The sequence below is a fragment of the Ruegeria sp. K7 genome, from assembly GCF_056531785.1.
In genome coordinates this window covers 149,265-168,818 of the sequence record NZ_JBQFMJ010000007.1, presented here as the reverse complement: position 1 = coordinate 168,818, position 19,554 = coordinate 149,265, and the positions used below count along the sequence as shown (strand labels likewise).

Sequence of the window (19,554 nt, the reverse complement as noted above, 5' to 3'; positions counted from 1 at the left end):
CATGAGCAATCCAGCCGACGACACCTTGTTCGCAGTTCCCGAGGGTGATTTCCGAGGTCATGACCAGCAACAGGTATGGTCACTTGAGCATGATCCGGAACTGACCGAAGTCGGCCCCGGCACACCTTGCGGCGAATATCTGCGTCGGTTCTGGATGCCGGTCGCGATGACGGATCAGATTGGCGATCTGCCCTATCGATTGCGCATACTGGGCGAGGATCTTGTCCTGTTCCGGGAAAAGAAGGAAGGCAAGCTGGGCCTGACTCATCTGCACTGCTGCCACCGCAACATGAGCCTGGAATTCGGTATCGTCGAAGAGGGTGGCATCCGATGTTCCTATCATGGCTGGAAATACGGTCTGGATGGCACGGTTCTGGAAACGCCCTGCGAACCCCCTGCCAGCCAGGTCAGGAAAAAGGCCTGTCTGGGGGCTTATCCGGTGATCGAATACAAGGGACTTGCCTTTGCTTATCTGGGTCCGAAGCCCGAAATGCCGCCATTCCCAGTCATGGACACGTTCGATGATGAAGGAGACGAGCTTGTTCCCTATCTGATCAAATCTCCGTGCAACTGGCTCCAGGTGATGGAGAATGCCTGGGATCCATTCCATGTCGTATACCTGCACACGCTGGCCGCCCGCGTGCAGTTCACCGAAGCGTTCGCGCATATGCCGATGATTGAGTTCCACGATTGCGCCACCGGTGATTTCTATACCAACGTGCGCCGGGACGGGGACTATATCTGGGTGCGCGTGCACGACCACATGCTGCCCAGTTTCACTCAGAATGGCGGGCATTTTCCGGTGCCGGACCGGTCGCGCTATTTCGGTCGCGGCGGGCTGACGCGCTGGATCACACCGATTGACGACACCAATACGATGGTCATCGCCTGGCGGCACTTTCGCGCCCCCGAGTTCAATGATGACCCGCGAGGGCTGACCAATCGTGACGAGGTCGGGTTCGGCAAGACGGATTTCTACGGACAGGGTCCCGACCGCCCATATGAAACGCGCCAACGCGATCCAGGCGACTACGACGCCTGGGTCAGTCAGGGCCCGATCAATATCCATGCCCGCGAAAACCTGTCGTTTACCGACCGTGGGGTCGCCAAGGCGCGGCGGATGGTACGCAATGCGATCCGGGCGCTGCAAAAAGGCGAGCGCCCCGCACAGCCGACCGACCATTTCACCGGCAGGGTGATCCCAACCTACGCCGGTGACACGGTGTTGAAGATCCCGCAGCAGGAAGGCCGCGACGACGGTGCCCTGCAGAAAGAAGTCAGCTTCAAGGTCGCCGAAATCCTGAAATCGGGCGATCACCTGACCGGCAAACAGAGACGCGACTTTATCGTGAAGGAACTGAAGTTTTACGAATCTGGCTGGACTTGACGGTTAAGGGCAAGGCGACAGGAAAAGGGGATTGGACATGACGCGCATACCGCACAATCCGGGGCAGGTCGAGTGGTCGGGGGAAAACCCGGGCATCTACCTGAAGCGGGATCCGGGTAAGGAGAGCTTTGACACTCTGGCGCTTTTCTTCCGCGTGGTTGTATCGCCGTACGGACGGGGTCATGCGGCCATCGTGCTAGGTGCGCCGGATGACGCACTCGGCTGGCCTAGGGTGCCCAACCTGATCATGACAGATAATCAGCGTATGATGCGTTGGATCGTTGATGGCTGGGTGACGAAAATGCCGACATTCGTAGGCAAGGCCGGGCTGTCCGCGATGACATGGCTGGACTGTGACAGCGTTGAAAAACGTCCCGGAGACCTGAAATCCCGGTATTCGGAGACCCTGCGCGGGTCTGGCGTGACACTCGAGATGATCTGGCGGGATATGGGCCCGCCGCTGCCGGTCGAGGTGACCAAAGAGAACTCGGCGACCAAGGAACACGAGATGTATTCCGTTTTCCTTGAGGCGGGCAAGGCGGAGATCAAGATCAACGGCACAACCCTGCCCGGCCAAGTGGCGGAACGTCAGTTCTTTGGCCGCAGGATGAGCACAGCCTTTCTGGCCTTTTCAGAAACCTGGGTCACGCCGCAGGAGGATGCCTGATGCCACTGAATGAACCGATCACACCGGGCGTGGTTGACTGGACCGGGGAAAATCCCGGAATCCTGTTGAAAGATGACGACGGGAAATTTAGCGCGATGGCCCTGTTTTTCCGTGTTGCCTGGTCGCCTGTGGGACAGGGGCAGGTTCTGCTGCTGTACGGCACCCCGTCTCAGGTCGAAGGCACTTCGGATGCGCCGAATGTCATCCTCAGCGACAATCCCGATCTGACTGCTTTTCTGAAAAAGAACTTCATCAGCAAACTTGCAGCCTTTGCCAACGCGCCAGCTTTTGAAACCCTTCCGGAAATCGGCGCGCAGGTGGTTCGCAGCTCGGGTGACCCGATGAGCCATCGTTACTCTGAAACCATCGTGGGCGGAACCCTGACGGTTGAACTGGTCTGGGAGAAGCTTGAACCACCCCGCGCATTGGAGTTGTCCCCGCATGAGGTGGCATCGGGTGAACAGAACATGTTCTCGCTTCTGATCCCGGCGAAATTCGCGCAGATCATTGTAAATGGGCGTGCATTGCCGGGAAAATTGGGGACACGGGTTCAGGCCGGGTTCGAGACTACGACCGCGTTCCTCTATTTTTCGGAAACCTGGATCATCCCGCCGGAGGTCTCATGACTCAGCACCCCGCCGACCAGCTGGCGTTTGACCGGGCGATGGTGACGCAACCGGTCTGGAACCGTTTCAACACGGCCTCCGAAGCAGTCGGGTTGGCCGAAAACGTGTTGTTGCATGCTGGTCCGGCGTTCTCTGCGCCGGAACAAATCACTGTACCGATCCTGAATTCCGCCTGTGTCGCGGCAGTCTGGGAAGGGTTGGCCCGGGATTTCGATCAGGCCGAAGCGATGATCATGGCACAGGAAATCCTGTTGCAACCAGCGCAAGACCATGACGTGGTCACACCACTGGCTGCCGTTGTCTCCGCAAATATGCCCCTTCACACGATTTACGATGCGTGGCGGGGACAGACGCGGGTATTCACCCCGATCAACGGTGGCGCGCGCCCGTCCATGCGGCTGGGTCTCCGATCCCAGGCAGTGCTGGATCATATCCGCTGGCTGAACACGCGATTTCTGGACATCCTGCAAAACGGCATCGCCGAGGGTATTGCACTTGTGCCTCTGGCGGTCATTGGTCTGGTGGGTGGTGATGATTGTCACGGGCGAACCCCCGTCAGCACGGCTGCCCTTGTCGAGGAGTTGAAAGACCGCAGTCCGAAGGGCATTGATGACGCGGATGCGCTGGAATTCATGGCGACCTCACCGTCCTTGTTTCTGAACCTTTGGATGGCCGCAACCAAGATCATGATGAAGCTGGCCGAAGGGGTCGAAGGGTCCAGTTTCGTGACCGCGGCTGGCGGAAACGGGCGCGACGTCGGCATACAGGTATCTGGCCTGCCCGGGCGTTGGTTCACCATTCCGGCCGCTCCGCCATCAGGTAAGTTCGATGTCGATCTACCGGCCGAGCGTGCCCTGGGCGCCATCGGTGACAGCGCTGTGGTCGACGCGTTTGGGCTGGGCGCCATGGCCATCGAACACAGCCCTGAGCAGTTAAAGGGTTTGGGTGCCTTTTTGCCTGGCGATGCCAGGACCCGTACATCCGGTTTGTCCGTGGGCGCGCACCCGTATTTCAATGCTTTTGATATCCGTCTGGGCTCGACCGCCAGAGGGGCGGTTGCGCAAGGGGCAGGTCCGGTGGTCAGCCTTGGCATTCTGGATCGGCTGGGACAGGCTGGGCGCTTAGGCGGTGGGATTTATGACATGCCGGTCGATCCTTTTGCGGCTGCCTTGCGGGCGCTGTCTTCATGACAGAACTGAATGAGCTTGGGGCGTTTGAGCTTACCGCGCTGATCCGGGCGGGCCAAGCCAAACCGTCCGAAGTAATGGCCGCCCATTTGCATCGCATGGCACGCAGAGAGCCTGAAATTGGCGCCTTCGAATACCTCGATGCTGAGCATGCCATGGAGCGGGCGATCCGAGCCGACGCTCTGCCTGTCAACGGGCCGCTGTTTGGGGTGCCTTTCGCGATTAAAGACATCATTGATACCGAAGACATGCCAACAGGATGGGGCAGTGACTTGTTTGCCGGGCGGCAGCCAACGCGTAATGCGGCCTGCGTTCAGACATTGATAGATGCGGGCGCGATTGCAGTCGGCAAGACGGTGACGACTGAGTTCGCCTATTTTCGCCCGGGCAAGACGGCAAACCCCCACAACACCTTGCATACACCCGGCGGATCTTCGTCAGGCTCAGCCGCAGCGGTGGCCGACTTCATGGTGCCGCTGGCCTTTGGTTCGCAAACGGCGGCTTCCCTGATCCGGCCAGCGGCCTATTGCGGGGTATATGGGTTTCGGCCAACTATCGGTGGCTATCCGCTGGACGGAGTCATGGGTTTGTCGCAAAGCCTGGATACCCTGGGCGTGCTGGCCCGAAACCCCCGTGATCTTTTGTTGGCGGATTCTGTCTTGCGGGGAACCCATGTGCCGCCGCCGCCAGACTTCCAAGACAACCTGCCGCGTATCGGGCTGATGCGTGGCCCACACTGGATGGATGGCACGGTCGAAATGCGCGATACATGTACTCGTGCGCTGGCTGCAATTGCGGCGGCCGGAGCCGACACAGCAGAGGTCGCCTGCCCGCGGGTATTTTCCGGACTTTCCGACGCCCAAAACACCGTCATGAGTTATGAGGCCGCCCGGTTGCGCGCTGTCGAATACAGCGCGGGCGAGTCCGCGATCAGCCCGCAATTCCATTCGCTGATCGAGAATGGTCTTCGGACAAGCGAAGCGGACTACCGGCAGGCGCTGACAACCCGCGACAGCGCGTCTGTCGTTCTGAACCAGTTGTTCCGGGATATTGATGCCTTGCTGGTGCCATCGGCTCCGGGACCTGCGCCTGCAGGGTTGGAAGCCACCGGCGATCCACTGTTTTCCCGAATGTGGAACCTGTTGCAGGTCCCGTCCTGCGCCGTACCGTTCGGGGCTGATCCAAGCGGCCTGCCGTTGGGATTTCAGTTGATCGCACCATGCGGTGCCGACGCGCGGTTGCTGGGCATTGCGCAATGGGTTCATGATATTCTGCAGGCTGAGCCATAAAATAATGGGCACGAATCCCGGTCCAAGTGGCGTGTAGGTTGCTGGCTATTTGGTTTTCAGTAGTCCTTTGCTGGGGCCACGGGGTCCGCTTCAAAACAAAATTCTGTCGCACGACTATCGGCCGAGCGAGCAAGTGCATGTCGCTAACGAGAACTTTTGTCGCAAATCGGCTTGTCGAAGCATTGGCGCGACGGCAAAATCAATCGCATGAGAGCGAGTCACATCTTGAACCCTCTGGACCGTCGCGCGACCGGTTGCGATCTGGTCGCGTCAGCCTGAAGCGCGGGCATCTGCCCGGGCTCATCTGCGCTGTGACGATCATATCCGGAAAACTTCATGACATTTCAAAGACTGCGTCTGGCCATCGATATTGGCGGCACATTTACCGATACGGTTCTAGTATCCGGTAAAGAGACGATACTGGCTTCGACAAAAACGCTGACCACGCACCAGAACCCGGCAGATGGCGCGATGGAGGGCGCGGTGCGCGTAATGGCACAGTCCGGGCACGACCTGAATGAAGTAACAGGGTTCATTCACGGGACCACCCTTGCAACCAATGCACTGATTGAGCGGCGCGGCGCTGTTGTGGCGACGGTGACGACCGAAGGGTTCCGGGACATCCTTGAGATCGCGTACGAGCGGCGCTACTCGCAATATGACATCAATCTGGAAAAGCCCGATCTGCTGGTGCCGCGCGAACGGGCGCTGACCGTTCGTGAACGGTTGGCGGCGGATGGCAATGTGCTGATCCCTTTGGAGGATGACGCGATTGATGCATTGTTGGCCGATCTAGACGCCAGCGGTGCCGAGGCGGTCGCGATCTGTCTGATGCATGCTTATGCCAATCCCGACCATGAGCGGCGTCTGCGCGATGCGCTAGCCGAGAAACGCCCCGGTCTGACGGTTTCGATCTCGTCCGATGTCAGCCCGGAGGCACGTGAATTTGACCGTCTCTGCACAACGGTTGCCAATGCCTATATCCAGCCGCTGATGGAAAGCTATCTAAGGCGGTTCGTCGCCCGGTTCGAGGCCGAAGGCGTGACCTGCCCGATTCTGATGATGACCGCCGGGGGCGGCATGTGCACGGTACGAACCGCCGCCCGGTTTCCGATCCGACTGGTGGAAAGCGGACCAGCGGGCGGTGCCATCCTTGCCGCGCGCATCGCGGCGCGGGCTGGGATTTGCGATGTTCTGTCCTTTGATGTGGGCGGCACAACCGCCAAGCTGTGCCTGATTGATAACGCCCGGCCCCAAACCTCACGCCAGTTCGAAATCGCGCGCGCAGCTAGGTTCATCAAGGGATCGGGCATGCCCGTGCGCATTCCGGTGATCGAAATGATCGAGATTGGCGCGGGTGGTGGTTCCATCGCGGGTGTCGATCGTCTGGGCCGCCTGACCGTCGGCCCGAAATCGGCCGGATCGGAACCCGGCCCGGTGGCCTTTGGCCGAGGCGGCACAGAACCAACCGTGACCGACAGTGACATCACGCAGGGTTACATCGTGCCGGACACTTTTGCCGAAGGGCACATCAAGCTTGATGCCGAAGCCTCAAAAGAGGCGCTTACCCGTGTGATCGGATCACGCCTGGACACCGATGCGACGGGATCGGCCGATGGGGTCAGCCGGATCGTCGATGAAAGCATGGCCAGCGCTGGCCGGATGCATGCCGTGGAATCGGGCAAGGATCTGGGTCCGCGCACCATGATCGCCTTTGGTGGTAACGGGCCGCTGCACGCCAGCCGTGTGGCGCGTTCGGCCGGGGTCAGCCGGATCGTGATCCCGCCCAATCCGGGCGTCGGCTCGGCGGTGGGTTTCCTGTTCGCACCAGTCAGTTTCGAAATCGTGCGCTCGCGTTATTCGCTGCTGGAAACGCTGGATTTTGATGGGATCAACACCCTGTTCGCCGACATGATTGCCGAGGCCAGCGGCGTTGTTGCACAAGGGGCCGAGGATGCTGCCACCGAAACGCAGCGAACTGCCTTCATGCGCTATAACGGTCAGGGCCACGAGATCGAAATTCCCCTGCCCGATCGTGCCCTAACGGCTGATGACATTGGCCCGCTGATAACGGCGTTCGAAACGGAATACCGCAAGCAGTTCTCGCGCCCGGTGCCGGGGATGCAGATCGAGATTCTGAACTGGGCCGTGCGCGTTGCCACGCCGGATGCCGAGTTGCCGGATATTCCGACAACACCTGATCTGACCACGATCACACCTTCCGAGACGCGCCCCATAACCTGTGATGTTGACGGGCAGAAAAAGCAGGCAAGCTTTGTCCCCCGCGACACCCTGAGACCCGGCGACCGGATACATGGCCCGGCACTGATCACCGAACCGCAGACCACAACATTGGTCTCGGCTGATTTCTCGGCGCATGTGGACGCCATTGGAAACCTTGTCCTGATCCAGGACCAGAAAGGAGGCGCATGATGACCGCCGATCATTCTCCCGCCCGCCTACAAGTGATGTGGAACCGCCTGCTGGCAGTGGTCGAAGAACAGGGCCAAACCCTGATCCGCGCGGCGTTTTCGCCCATCGTGCGCGAATGTGGCGACATCTCTGCCGGGATTTTCGATGTTCATGGTCGGATGTTGGCGCAGGCCGTCACCGGCACACCGGGCCATATCAACACCATGGCCGAAGCGGTGATGCATCTGCGCGAGCGTTTCCCGGTGCAGAACATGAAGCTCGGCGACATTTATATGACCAATGATCCCTGGCTCGCCTCGGGGCATCTGAACGATTTTCTGCTGATGATGCCTGCGTTCAAGAACGGCAAGGTCGTGGGCTTTACTTCGTGCACCTCGCATCTGGTCGATCTGGGTGGCCTCGGCATGGGGCCAGAGGGTTCGGACATCTATGACGAAGGTCTGCTGATCCCGCCCTGCAAACTGGTCGAAGAAGGCGTGCCGAACGCGCTGCTGCTCGACATCGTCCGCGCCAACAGCCGCGAGCCAATTGCAAATGAGGGTGACATCTACGCGCTGATCGCCTGCTGCGAGGCGGGTGTGACCCGGCTGGTCGACATGATGGACGAGTTCGGCATCGACGATCTGGACAGGCTGGGAAGCTACATCATCGACACCTCACGCCGCGGTACGCTTGAGGCGATCGCCGAAGTGCCGGAAGGCGTCTACAGGAACGCGCTGAAGATGGACGGCTATGAGAACGAACTGGAACTGCACGCGACCCTGACCGTAAGCAAATCGGGCATGCATGTGGATTTCACCGGCACCTCGGGTTGTTCGCGCAAGGGTATCAACGTGCCGCTCAACTATGCCACAGCCTACACCGTTTTCGCGTTGCGCTGCATCGTCGGCTCTGACATCCCCAACAATGCCGGATCGTTGGAACCGTTCACCGTGGACGGACCAAAGGGCTGTATCCTGAATGCACAGCGCCCGGTGCCGGTCGCCATGCGGCATACGCTGGGACAGGTGACGCCGGATCTGGTGCTGGGGTGTCTGCATCAGGCGCTTCCCAATGCAGTGCCGGCCGAAGGTGCCTCGTGCATGTTCGACCTGCCAATGCGTCATGCGCCGGAAGTGGCCCGTGATGGTGGACGCGAGTTCGCCGTTGAACCAGTACATAATGGCGGCACCGGCGCGCGGCCACACGCGGATGGCCTGTCGGCCACTGCTTACCCTTCGGGCGTATTCGGATCACAGGTCGAGATCACTGAAAGCGTGGCACCCGTCATCATCTGGCGGCGCGAACTGCGCCCCGATTCCGGCGGCGCAGGCACGTATCGCGGCGGATTGGGTCAACGGATCGAGATGACCTCGGCCAACGGTGCACCCTTCATCGTATTCCTCTCGGTCGAACGGCTGAAGTTCCCCGCCCTGGGGCGTATGGGCGGACGGCCAGGCGCACCCGGGCGCATCCGTTTCCGCGACGGAGAAGGCGACATTCCCGGCAAGGGCGAGTTGCGGGTCGATGGCGGCGTCTATCTGATTTTCGAAACCCCCGGCGGAGGTGGTTTCGGAGATCCCTCCGAACGCGACGCACAGGCACTTGCGCTGGATCTGAAACGCGGCCTGATCAGCGAGGACGGCGCCAAATCCTACGGCGTTGTGTCATGATCCGCCCGGTTTCCCATGTAGGCGCGATGGCGGCGTATGCGTTGGCCGATCTCGGCGGCGCGGACACCATCTCGCTGGCCCAGAACGAAAGTGCCTTTCCTGCAAGCCCCGCTGCCATCGCGGCGGGACAGGCTGCAATGAGTGATTTGCCACTCTACCCCGATCCGGAGTGGCCGGAACTGCGCGCCGCTATTGCCGATGTCCATCGGCTGGATCCGGCGCGGGTGTTATGCGGCGCCGGATCGATGGAACTGATTGGCTGCCTGATCCGGGCCTATGCCGAACCTGGCGATCGGGTTCTCGGTACGGACTATGGATATGCGTTCGTCTCGTCCGCTGCCGCGCAAGTGCAGGCTGATTATGTCCAGGCCCGCGAAATTGACCTGACAGTATCCGTTGACGACATCCTTGCTGCGATGTCGCGCAAGACGCGGATCGTTTTTGTCTGCAACCCCGGCAACCCGACGGGCACCTTGATTCCGAACTCCGAGATTCTGCGCCTTCGGGACGGGTTGCCCGCAGATGTTCTGCTGGTCGTGGATCAGGCCTATGCCGAGTTCTCTGACGAAACCAATGACCCCGCCGGGATTTTTGCCCTGACTGACAGGGGCGATACCGTGGTCATGCGGACGTTTTCCAAGGCTTATGGTCTTGCGGGTGCTCGGGTGGGCTGGGGGTATTTCCCGCCGGCGATTGCGACTGAGATACGAAAGCTTCTGAATCCCAACAATATCTCGATCGCCTCGCAAGCCGCCGCAACCGCCGCGATGCGCGATCAGGCGCATATGCGGGACGTGATTGCCCGAACCGCCGACATTCGCGACCGCTTCACCGATCAATGCCGCGCCATGGGCCTGCACGTCCCCGAAAGCCACACCAACTTCGTCCTGCTGCGTTTTGCCTCGACCGAAGAAGCACAACGTGCGGATGCGGCGCTGCGTGCTGAAAATCTGTTGATGCGCGGAATGGGCGGCTATGGGCTGAGCGACTGCCTGCGCGCCACCATATGTGAGGCACCGGTCATGGATCGATGCCTGGCGGTGCTAAAAAAGGTGATATCATGATTTGCGAAACACGAAGACGAGCCAAAATCGGCGTCCTTGTGCCCTTCACCAATACCAATCTGGAACCGGATATGGAATTGATGCGCCCGCCGGACACCACCGTCCATTTCCAGCGCATGGGTGGGTACGACGTGGACGAGATTCCGGGATCGGACCAGATGGCAGGACTTGGCGCATCCGATATCAGTCACGACCTGCGAATGATCGCGGGCGTTCGGCCGGACGCGGTATTATACGGTTGCACTTCTGCCACGCTGACTCATGGCCCGTCATTTGACGCGGATCTTGCGCGGCAGATCAAATCCGGTTCGGGCGCGCTTTCTCTGACCGCCGCAGGGTCACTGATTGCGGCGATTACAGCGCTGGGAGCTGCCAAAGTCGGGTTTTCCTCACCCTACCTGGGGGAAATCAATGCACAGGCGATTGATTTCATGTCTCAAAACGGCATCGAAACCGTTCGTTGCGCTTACATAGGCCGCGAACTGGGGAACTATGGTCAGGGTGAACTGACCCCGGATGAGGTTTTTGATCTGGCCTGTCAGGCCGATCATCCCGACGCGCAGGCAATTGTTCTCAGCTGCACGGACATGCGATCCGTAGAAGCAATTGACCGGATCGAAGAAAAGCTGGGAAAGCCGGTGGTGACGTCAAATCAGGCAATGATGTTTTGCCTTATGCGGGCCCTGAATCTTCCGCGTCACGATGCGTTACCAGGCCAGTTGTTCGAGTGGCTTTGATCTTCGCCCCTATTCAGGTGCGGTTTGCAGCGTCGTAGATCAGTGCGCCAAGGTCCGAAAACTTCGATCCGGCGTGGTTGAGCCCGAGAACCGCGTCCCGAATGGCGGCGGCCCGTTCTGTACCCAGCGACGGGCTGGCGAATTCCATGAATTTTCCGACAACTTCGTCCTGATCCATGGGCGCTTCGGGGCCGCCGCGCGCGTGTACGTCACCCGAGTTCAGCATCTGTCCGTCGGTCAGAGTTATGCTGACATCGGCAGTGCGGCTTTGCGGGAAGCGGTCAGAGTGACGTGCGGTTTCCGCAACCGTGATGCGCTCGACAATGCTGGCCACCAGCGGGTCGGACAGACCTGCGCCGGTGATGTGCTCGACACCGATCCGGCCATGTGCCGCCATTGTGGCGACCGCAAAAGGCAGCGAGTATTGCGCCTTGGACGTATCATCCGGCATGCCCCGGAACAGGCAGGCGCTTTCCTTGAAGGTGTTCACGTGGATGGCCGCGATATCCTGATGGCTCAGGTTGTTTTCGCGCATCAATGCGCGGGTTGCGTCAATGGCAGCGTGAGCCCAGCGGCAAATCGGATAGGGTTTCACATACTGATGTTCCATCTGCCAGAAATGGCCCAGGTCCTGCCAATGCGCGGCGACCTCTTTCGCCTCAATGGTGATGGCAGGCGCGCCGGTAAAGCCCTTTTCTGCCAGAACCGCCGAGGAAATACCCACCAACGCCCCCCAGCCCGAGCCGTCGTGCAACATGGTCGGGTTAGCGATCTCGCGCATCATCTGGCTGCGCGGACCGTGATATTCGGCGATGCCCATTGCCTGCCGCATCTGTTCAGCGCTCAAACCGCGAAGACGGGCTGCAACCGCCACCACGCCCAATGCATTCCAGGCGCCCGACGTATGATAGTCGCTGACCGTATCATGCAGAGAAATCCCGGCTCGTCCGGCAACTTCATACCCAATCGTCACGGCGGCCAGCGCTTCAGGCCCCGAGAAATCGGGCACCGTTTCCGCCAGTGCCGCCAGGGCGGGAACCACGACGACCCCGATATGGCCCTTTGTCGGGTTATACCCGTCATGACCGTCCAGATTGTCTGTTTGGGTCGCGGCTGCGTAAGCGGCTCCGGCCACGCTGACCCTGCGGCCATCGAACAACATGCGTGCGCTTAGCCCCTGTTCACCGGCACCGTATAAGGCTGCCGCGCAGTCTCTTGCGATTTGCCCGGCCTTCATGGGGCCAGCGCCGATGGCGATGCCCAAAGTGTCGAGCAGCATCAGAGCCGCCGCATTGAGAGTGGAGTCTGGAATGTCCTGCGGTTGGCGCCCCAGTGTGAAATCGGCAACGGCTTGAAAGGTGTCTGTCACGGTGTCCTGCGGGCGTTTTCTTTTGACTTCCCGAAAATTCTAGCAGGGTTTACGATTGGCAGAACGAAAACTATCGGGGGCATTGGCCCTTGATTTTTTGCGACACTTTCCGATCTTTGCGGGACCAAAAAGAACCGTTCAGGCGTCGCTGACGGACAAGAAGGTGCACAGTATGCGCTTCACTTTGGTTCTGCGTCCCATCTGAGATACCGTTGCCATGATGAATTTGCCCCACCTGACCTTCCTGCGCTCGTTCGAGGCGGCAGCGCGCCATCTGAGCTTTACCAGCGCGGCGCAGGAACTGAACTGCACGCAGTCGGCGGTCAGCAACCACGTGCGCTCGCTTGAGGAATTTTTGCATCGTCCGCTTTTTGTTCGCCATGCCCGGTCATTGACCCTGACAGATGTGGGTGAGGCCTATCTGCCATCCGTGCGCCATGCCCTGAACGAAATCGACGTGGCCACGCAATCCGTCATTCTGAACACGCACAAGCGGCGGGTCGTGGTGTCCTGCCCTGTCAGCCTGGCGGAAAACTGGTTGCCGGATGTAATCCGGGGCTTCAACGCCGTGCATCCGGATATCGATCTGACGGTCCATGGCACCGTCTGGACCGATGTCGGCGCAAATGTTTCCGACATTTCTCTGACGATCAATCATGCTGAAGACGTGGCGGAAGGTGCCAGATGTCTTTGGGTTGAAAAGCTGGCCGTGGTCTGTGCCCCGGATTTTTTAGTCGATGGAAAGCCCCTGACCTCTCCCGCCCAATTGCAGGATGCGTCACTGATCCACATTCTGGGTCGCCCCGCCTATTGGGAGCGTATTGCGCAGCATTTCGGATTATCGGATCTGAACCAAAAGGACGGCTTGCGCACCAATATTTCGAACCTGGCAATGGAGATGGCGGTCAAGTCTCTGGGGTGCATAGCACTACCCCGTTCGCTTGCGCGACCCTATGTCGACAGGGGGTTTTTGGTTGAACCCTTTAGCTTTGAGTTGGAAAGCCCATGGGCTTATTTCATGCAGCTCAAAGAAAAATCGGCCTCGCCTCCGGTCAGGCTATTTCAGGACTGGCTTTTGAAGGCTGCCGCTGAAATGAATACCTGACCGGAACAAGCTGCACTGTTTGTTATGCGCCGACTTCTTCCACAACCGGGGCCGTGTCGCGTAGGCGGTGCCCTGCGGGGTCAAAGGGCGGCTCAGCCAGGATTTTGGCCTTGTGCGGTTTCCCAAGAATGAAGACATCGACCGTATCGCCGGGCTTGGCGACAGCGGGGTTGGCATAGCCGATGGCAAGGGATTTGCCGACTGAATAGCCGTAAGCGCCCGAGGTCACGCGACCGACTGGCGTGCCGTCCGGGGTAAAGATCGGCTCGCCGCCTGTCGCATCGGCATCGGTTACGTCGACCTCGAAGATCGACAGAACTTCGCGGGCGGCGTTATCCTTGATGGCCAGATAGGCGTCCTTGTGCAGGAAATCCTTGTCCAGCTTGATCAGGCCCGCCAGCCCGACCTCCTGCGGCCAATATTCCTGTGAATACTCGCGACCCCACGAGCCATAGCCCTTCTCGATCCGCAACGACCCAAGCGCACGGCCGCCCACCGGGCCGCCATTGCAATCCTTCGCCGCCTCAAGCAGCGCAGAGTAGAGCCTGATCTGGTCCTCTTCGGCGCAGTGCAACTCCCACCCCAGGTCACCGGTAAAGCTGACACGGATCGCGAGGCAGGACACGCCTGCCACCTCGATCGTGGCCGATCGCATGAAACGAAAGGACTCGTTCGACAGGTCCGCATTGGTCAACCGCTGCAGAAGGTCACGCGATTTGGGCCCTGCGACGTTGAAACCCGCGATCCGGTCTGTCGCCACCTCGAACGTGGTGCTCTCGGGCAGGTCGATCATGTTGAAGAAGCGCTGATGATAGCGTTCAGCCATGCCCGAGCCGATCATCATGTATTCGTCGTCAGCCACCTTGGTGATGGTAAAGTCTCCGGCCACACCGCCACGCACCGAGATCAGTGGTGTCAGGCAGGACCGGCCAACCTGGGTCGGCACCCGGTTGGCGACCAGCTTGTCCAGCCACGCATGGGCGCCTGGTCCCTTGATCACGTAGTTTGCAAAGTTCGAGATGTCGATGACCCCAACGCTCTCGCGCAGCATCTTCACCTCGCGGCCCACCGGTTCCCACCAGTTCTGTCGTGTGAAACCGTTGGTTTCGACCGCCCCGGGCTGATCTGCAAACCAAAGCGGGTGTTCCCAGCCGCAGTTCAGGCCAAAGACACAACCCATGTCCTTTTGCATCTCATAGGCCGGGCGCACGCGGGCCGGTCGCCCGGCACTGCGTTCCTCGTTCGGGAAATGGATGGCGAAGCGGTGGGTATATTGGTCCTCGACCCGCGCCTTGGTGAATTTCTTGTCCGCCCAGTCGCCGAACCGGGCCAGATCCCAGGCAAACATGTCGTATTGCGGCTCTCCCTCGATCATCCACTGAGCCGCAAGCAAGCCCAGACCGCCCGATTGCGAGAAGCCGGGGATAATGCCGGTGCAGCAGAAATAGTTCCGCAGCTCCGGGACCGGCCCCCAGATCGCGTTGCTGTCCGGGGACCAGATCATCGGTCCATTGATCACCCGCTTGACCCCGGCCGTGGCGGCCACCGGCACACGCTCGGTGGCGCGGATCACATTCTCCATGATCCGGTCCAGGTCATCGGGGAACAGGTCATGGGCAAAGTCCAGCGGCGTACCGTTTTCTGCCCAGAACTTCATGTCTTTTTCATAAGCTCCGATCAGCAGGCCGTTGCCTTCCTGGCGGAAGTAGTATTCGCCATCCCGGTCGGCGATCGAGGGCAGACGCCGGCCCAGGCTCGCGACCTCGCTAATCGCCTCGGTCACGAAATACTGGTGTTCGGTCGGCTGCAATGGCAGCTCGATCCCCGCCAACGCCGCGACTTCGCGTCCCCAGAGGCCCCCGGCATTGACCACCCATTGAGTATGGATGTCGCCTTTTTCGGTGCGCACGATCCACGAACCGTCGGGCTGTTGTTCCGTCCCGATGACCGGGCAAAACCGCTCGATCGATGCGCCCATTGCGCGGGCCCCTGCGGCATAGGCGTGGGTCACACCCGAAGGGTCAACATTGCCGCCGTCGGGTTCGTACATGATGCAACGGATGTCATCGAACTGCGCCAGTGGGTGCAACTCCTTGGCCTGCTCGCGGCTGATTTCGTGAAAGTTCAGCCCGTAGAACCGCGCTTTGGCCTCCTGCAGACGCAACTGGTGTTCACGGTTCTCGGTCTGCGCCAGATACAGCGAGCCCGGTTGGAACACGCCGCAACCCTGTCCAGTTTCCTTCTCCAGCTCTTTATACAGGTTCATTGTATAATGCTGGATGCGGGTGACGTTGTTGTTATCGTGCAGCCCGTGAATATTTGCCGCCGCATGCCAGGTCGATCCGCTGGTCAGTTCGTCCCGTTCCAGCAGGACAACGTCCCTCCAGCCCAGCTTGGCCAGGTGATACAGGATCGAGCAACCAACAAGGCCGCCTCCGATCACTACAGCCTGCGCGTGCGTCTTCATCGGTGTTCCTTCTCGAAATCAAAGACGTCAGATATTCTGAGTCATCATGGTTTTGGTCATCCGACCATTTCTCGTTCGTCGGATAACGGCACGATTCGTGACAAAACTAAACGATCACCTGTTGCTCGACCTGCAAAATATTGTGGGGCAAAGCCCCGGAGATTTTCCATGCATACTGATTGAGAATGAACATGCAGGACCAAAGCTATTGGATCATCACAAATTCAATGGGTTGATGTGTCAAAAAGAAAATGCCCGACAGATTCAGCAATTGGTATCAATAGGTTCGACATGTCCTGCATACGCCGTCATAGTGGCGTTCAAGAGGCAGTCGCTTTGACTCGCCAGTCATCCAGGGGGTTGCAATGACTTTGGTCAGAGGTTTTTTGCCGATCTTCGACACGGCGCATTTTATGCCCCGCGACAACGTTCTAAGATGCCGGACGCTGCAGACGGGACCGTCTGCGTACCGCAATCAGCAAAGGCTTGAACTGTGAACCCGGATTTCAGAATTTCTGCGTCCCCCAGACACGAATTGCGCAATACCCGCAATCAGGGAACGACGTTCCTGGCACTCGCGTTTCTGTTCAGTGTTTTTGTCAATCTGCTGATGCTGACCGGGCCATTGTTCATGTTGCAGGTCTATGACCGGGTTTTGGGATCCCGCGCGGTCGAGACGCTGACGGCGCTGTTCCTGCTGGTTGCACTGCTTTATGTCTTGATGGCCATGCTGGATTATGCACGCGGCAGGATTGTCGCCCGGTTCGGGGCCCGGTTCCAATCCGCTTTGGACGAACGGGTGTTCGACGCCACGTTGCGGCGATCGCTTGATCCGAAAACAAGATCCGCACCGGCGACAGCGTTGCGGGATCTCGAAATCATCCAGAAACTCTGCGCGTCCCCCATTCTTCTGGCGGTGATGGACATCCCCTGGACGCCGGTGTTTCTGGCCGCGATCTTCCTGTTTCACCCCTTGCTTGGATGGCTGGCCGTTGGTGGCGGTTCGCTGCTGATATTCATTGCTCTGCTCAACCAGATTCTGACCCGGAACAAAGTAGCGGAAGCACAGCGGGCATCGGCGCAGGCGAACTCGTTTTCCGAACATGCCAGGCAAGCCGCGGAAGTAGTCCGATCGCAAGGAATGCAGAGGGCTGTGACCCAGCGGTGGTTGCAGCAACGGTCGAGTGCATTGTCACAGACCATTTCCGCCAGCGACTGGACTGGAAGCTTTACTTCGCTGACCAAATCGCTGCGGCTGTTTTTGCAATCCGCGATGCTGGCGCTTGGGGCCTGGCTGGTGCTGCGCAATGAATTGTCGCCCGGTGCGATGATTGCTGGCTCGATCCTTTTGGGCCGGGCATTGGCGCCCGTGGAACAGGCGGTGGGCCAATGGGGGATGATCCAGCAGGCGCGGACGGCCTGGGTTTCGTTGAACCGATTTCTGGATACCACCCCGCCTGAGATGCCGCGCACCAAGTTGCCGGTGCCAAAAGCGAAATTGGAGGCCAAGCGCCTGACCGTCATTCCGCCGGGTGCCGATACACCGACACTGCGCAATGTCACGCTGCGCCTGGAACCGGGCAAGGCGTTGGGAGTTATCGGCAAAAGCGGGTCGGGTAAAACGACACTTGCCAAAGCCCTGCTGGGGTTGTGGCAACCGGCCGGCGGCGAAATAAGGTTGGGCGGTGCGACGCTGGATCAGTATGATCCGGACGATCTGGGGCAGCATATCGGCTATCTGCCGCAACAGGTTACCCTGTTCAACGGAACAGTGGCCGAGAACATCGCCCGGATGTCCGAAAACCCCGATCCCGAGGCAGTCGTTGATGCTGCGAAGAAAGCCAATGCGCATGACCTGATCCTGACACTGGAAAAAGGGTACGACACCTTTCTGGAAGGCAATGACAGCCAGCTTTCAGGTGGCCAAAAACAACGCATTGCCTTGGCACGCGCCCTATATGGGGACCCGGTCCTGTTGATTCTGGACGAACCGAACTCGGCCTTGGACGCAGACGGAACCGAGGCTTTGAATGCCGCCGTTCGTGGCCTGAAGGCCGAAGGTAAGGGGGCGATCATCATGACACATCGTCCGCAGGCAATCTCGGAATGCGATGATCTGGCCGTGGTCGAACGCGGTCAGGTGGTGAAGTTCGGCAGTCGGGACGAGATTTTGAGCGCGGCTGTGCAAAACGCCGAAGCCATCAAACGAAAATTCAATCAGGTAGGCAGCTGATGGCGGCGAATCTTGAACAACATCCACGTCCGGCGTGGCGCATTACGGTTCCGGCGCTTGTCGGTTTCTCTGCTTTGACCATCCTGGTCGGCGGACTGGGGCTCTGGTCGGTGCAGACAGAACTGGCGGGCGCTATCGTCTCGCAAGGGGTGATCGAAGTCCAAAGCAACCGTCAGGTCGTCGAACACCCCGACGGTGGTGTGGTCGGCGAGATCTTTGTGCGGGATGGCGATGTCGTCGCCGAGGGTGATTTGCTCCTGCGGCTGGATGATACGTTTTTGTCCTCGGAAAAAAGCATTGTCGAATCTCAGCTTTTCGAACTTCTGGCGCGGAAATCGCGGCTGGAGGCTGAACGCGACGGAAGCAACGCAGACGGTTTGGCATCCAGTCTAAGCGCCCTTCAGCAAAAAGAAAAAATCGATTCAGATTTGATTGATGGCCAACAAAGGCTTTTTGAGGCGCGGATCGATACGATGGCCCAGCAGAAAGAGCAACTTGGCAAACAAATCACCCAGATCGAAAGTGAGATCGAAGGCACGCAGGCTCAGTTGGTGTCGCTGCGCACTCAGGTCGATCTGATCCAGAACGAGTTGGAGGATCAGGAAAACCTGCTAAAGCGTGGTTTGACGCAGGCCAGCCGGGTGTCGGCCCTTCAACGTGAAAATGCCAGCCTGACCGGTGAAATTGGTCGTCTTGAAGCATCGGTGGCCCGCCTGAAAGGTCAGATCGCCGCAACAGAGATTCAGATCGTCGAGCTCACCGCCACCCGGCGGGAGGAGGCGATCACCGCGTTACGTGAAGTACAGGCTCAGGTGTCTGAACTGTCGGAACGCAGGCTGGCCTTGACCGAGCGTTTGTCGCGTCTGGACATCCGTTCGCCGGTCTCGGGGTCAGTCTATGACAGTCAGGTCTTTGCGCTGCAATCGGTGATTCAGCCCGGTGAGCCGATGATGTATGTTGTGCCGCAGAACACGCCACTGCTGGTTGCCGCGCGTGTGGATGCGCTGCATGTTGATCAATTGTATGTCGGGCAAGAAGTCGCCCTGCGCTTCCCGGCGTTCAATCAGCGTGAGACACCTGAGATCGATGGTCATGTGATTAATGTATCTGCCGACACCTTCATGGACGAGAGTACTGGATTTACATTCTACCGGACCGAAGTAGCCCCTGACGACGGCGAAGTTGAACGACTGAACGGGCAAGCTCTGCTTCCCGGTATGCCGGTTGAGGCGATGATCAAAACGGATGAACGTACGCCGCTGTCCTATCTGATCAAGCCGATGGCCGATTATTTCAATCGGGCATTTCGCGAGTAACCAGGCGCATCATCGCGCCGGG

14 protein-coding genes are annotated in these 19,554 nt (G+C 59.4%); 12 read left to right on the top strand and 2 right to left on the bottom strand.

From position 1 onward, the window contains the following. The first annotated feature begins 1 nt into the window (after position 1). From ACR0FE_RS13370 to ACR0FE_RS13330, 9 genes are all read left to right on the top strand, one after another. A complete protein-coding gene (locus ACR0FE_RS13370) occupies positions 2 to 1,387 on the top strand; it encodes a Rieske 2Fe-2S domain-containing protein (protein ID WP_480913230.1) in 1,386 nt (461 codons plus the stop codon). Between the two features lie 37 nt (positions 1,388 to 1,424). After that, positions 1,425 to 2,054 carry a hypothetical protein gene (locus ACR0FE_RS13365; RefSeq protein ID WP_480492385.1) on the top strand — a complete coding sequence of 210 codons (630 nt, stop codon included), beginning with the start codon at positions 1,425 to 1,427 and terminating at the stop codon, positions 2,052 to 2,054. Beyond that, complete coding sequence (locus tag ACR0FE_RS13360; RefSeq protein WP_480491834.1) at positions 2,054 to 2,680, top strand: hypothetical protein; 627 nt, start codon at positions 2,054 to 2,056, stop codon at positions 2,678 to 2,680. Before ACR0FE_RS13365 ends, ACR0FE_RS13360 begins: the two co-directional genes overlap by 1 nt. Beyond that, positions 2,677 to 3,870 (top strand): YlbE family protein, encoded by a 1,194-nt coding sequence (locus tag ACR0FE_RS13355; protein WP_480913227.1) that lies wholly within the window; start codon positions 2,677 to 2,679, stop codon positions 3,868 to 3,870. Before ACR0FE_RS13360 ends, ACR0FE_RS13355 begins: the two co-directional genes overlap by 4 nt. After that, positions 3,867 to 5,156, top strand: coding sequence for an amidase (locus ACR0FE_RS13350; protein WP_480913225.1), 1,290 nt, complete (start codon positions 3,867 to 3,869; stop codon positions 5,154 to 5,156). Before ACR0FE_RS13355 ends, ACR0FE_RS13350 begins: the two co-directional genes overlap by 4 nt. 336 nt (positions 5,157 to 5,492) lie before the next feature. Further along, positions 5,493 to 7,589, top strand: a complete 2,097-nt coding sequence (locus tag ACR0FE_RS13345; RefSeq protein ID WP_480913223.1) for a hydantoinase/oxoprolinase family protein — start codon at positions 5,493 to 5,495, stop codon at positions 7,587 to 7,589. After that, entirely contained in the window at positions 7,589 to 9,241 is a 1,653-nt protein-coding gene (locus tag ACR0FE_RS13340) for a hydantoinase B/oxoprolinase family protein (protein WP_480913221.1), read from the top strand. Before ACR0FE_RS13345 ends, ACR0FE_RS13340 begins: the two co-directional genes overlap by 1 nt. After that, positions 9,238 to 10,305, top strand: coding sequence for a pyridoxal phosphate-dependent aminotransferase (locus ACR0FE_RS13335; protein ID WP_480913219.1), 1,068 nt, complete (start codon positions 9,238 to 9,240; stop codon positions 10,303 to 10,305). Before ACR0FE_RS13340 ends, ACR0FE_RS13335 begins: the two co-directional genes overlap by 4 nt. 38 nt (positions 10,306 to 10,343) lie before the next feature. Further along, positions 10,344 to 11,042, top strand: coding sequence for a maleate cis-trans isomerase family protein (locus ACR0FE_RS13330; protein ID WP_480913217.1), 699 nt, complete (start codon positions 10,344 to 10,346; stop codon positions 11,040 to 11,042). 13 nt (positions 11,043 to 11,055) lie between these two features. On the opposite strand, the gene ACR0FE_RS13325 is transcribed toward ACR0FE_RS13330, so the two are convergent. Then, positions 11,056 to 12,411 carry an MmgE/PrpD family protein gene (locus ACR0FE_RS13325; protein ID WP_480913215.1) on the bottom strand — a complete coding sequence of 452 codons (1,356 nt, stop codon included), beginning with the start codon at positions 12,409 to 12,411 and terminating at the stop codon, positions 11,056 to 11,058. 217 nt (positions 12,412 to 12,628) lie between these two features. Between ACR0FE_RS13325 and ACR0FE_RS13320 the strand changes: the two genes are divergently transcribed. Then, the gene (locus tag ACR0FE_RS13320) at positions 12,629 to 13,516 is read left to right on the top strand and encodes a LysR substrate-binding domain-containing protein (RefSeq protein WP_480913214.1); all 888 of its coding nucleotides are present in this window, start codon (positions 12,629 to 12,631) and stop codon (positions 13,514 to 13,516) included. A gap of 22 nt (positions 13,517 to 13,538) precedes the next feature. Here the strand turns inward: ACR0FE_RS13320 and ACR0FE_RS13315 are convergent, their stop codons facing one another. Next, positions 13,539 to 15,983, bottom strand: a complete 2,445-nt coding sequence (locus ACR0FE_RS13315) for a GcvT family protein (RefSeq protein WP_480913213.1) — start codon at positions 15,981 to 15,983, stop codon at positions 13,539 to 13,541. Between the two features lie 535 nt (positions 15,984 to 16,518). Here ACR0FE_RS13315 and ACR0FE_RS13310 point away from each other — a divergent pair. Together ACR0FE_RS13310 and ACR0FE_RS13305 are read left to right on the top strand one after the other, a co-directional pair. Then, positions 16,519 to 18,216 carry a type I secretion system permease/ATPase gene (locus tag ACR0FE_RS13310; protein ID WP_480913211.1) on the top strand — a complete coding sequence of 566 codons (1,698 nt, stop codon included), beginning with the start codon at positions 16,519 to 16,521 and terminating at the stop codon, positions 18,214 to 18,216. After that, positions 18,216 to 19,532 (top strand): HlyD family type I secretion periplasmic adaptor subunit, encoded by a 1,317-nt coding sequence (locus ACR0FE_RS13305; RefSeq protein WP_480913208.1) that lies wholly within the window; start codon positions 18,216 to 18,218, stop codon positions 19,530 to 19,532. The genes ACR0FE_RS13310 and ACR0FE_RS13305 overlap by 1 nt, the downstream gene beginning before the upstream one ends. The last annotated feature ends 22 nt before the right edge of the window (positions 19,533 to 19,554 follow it).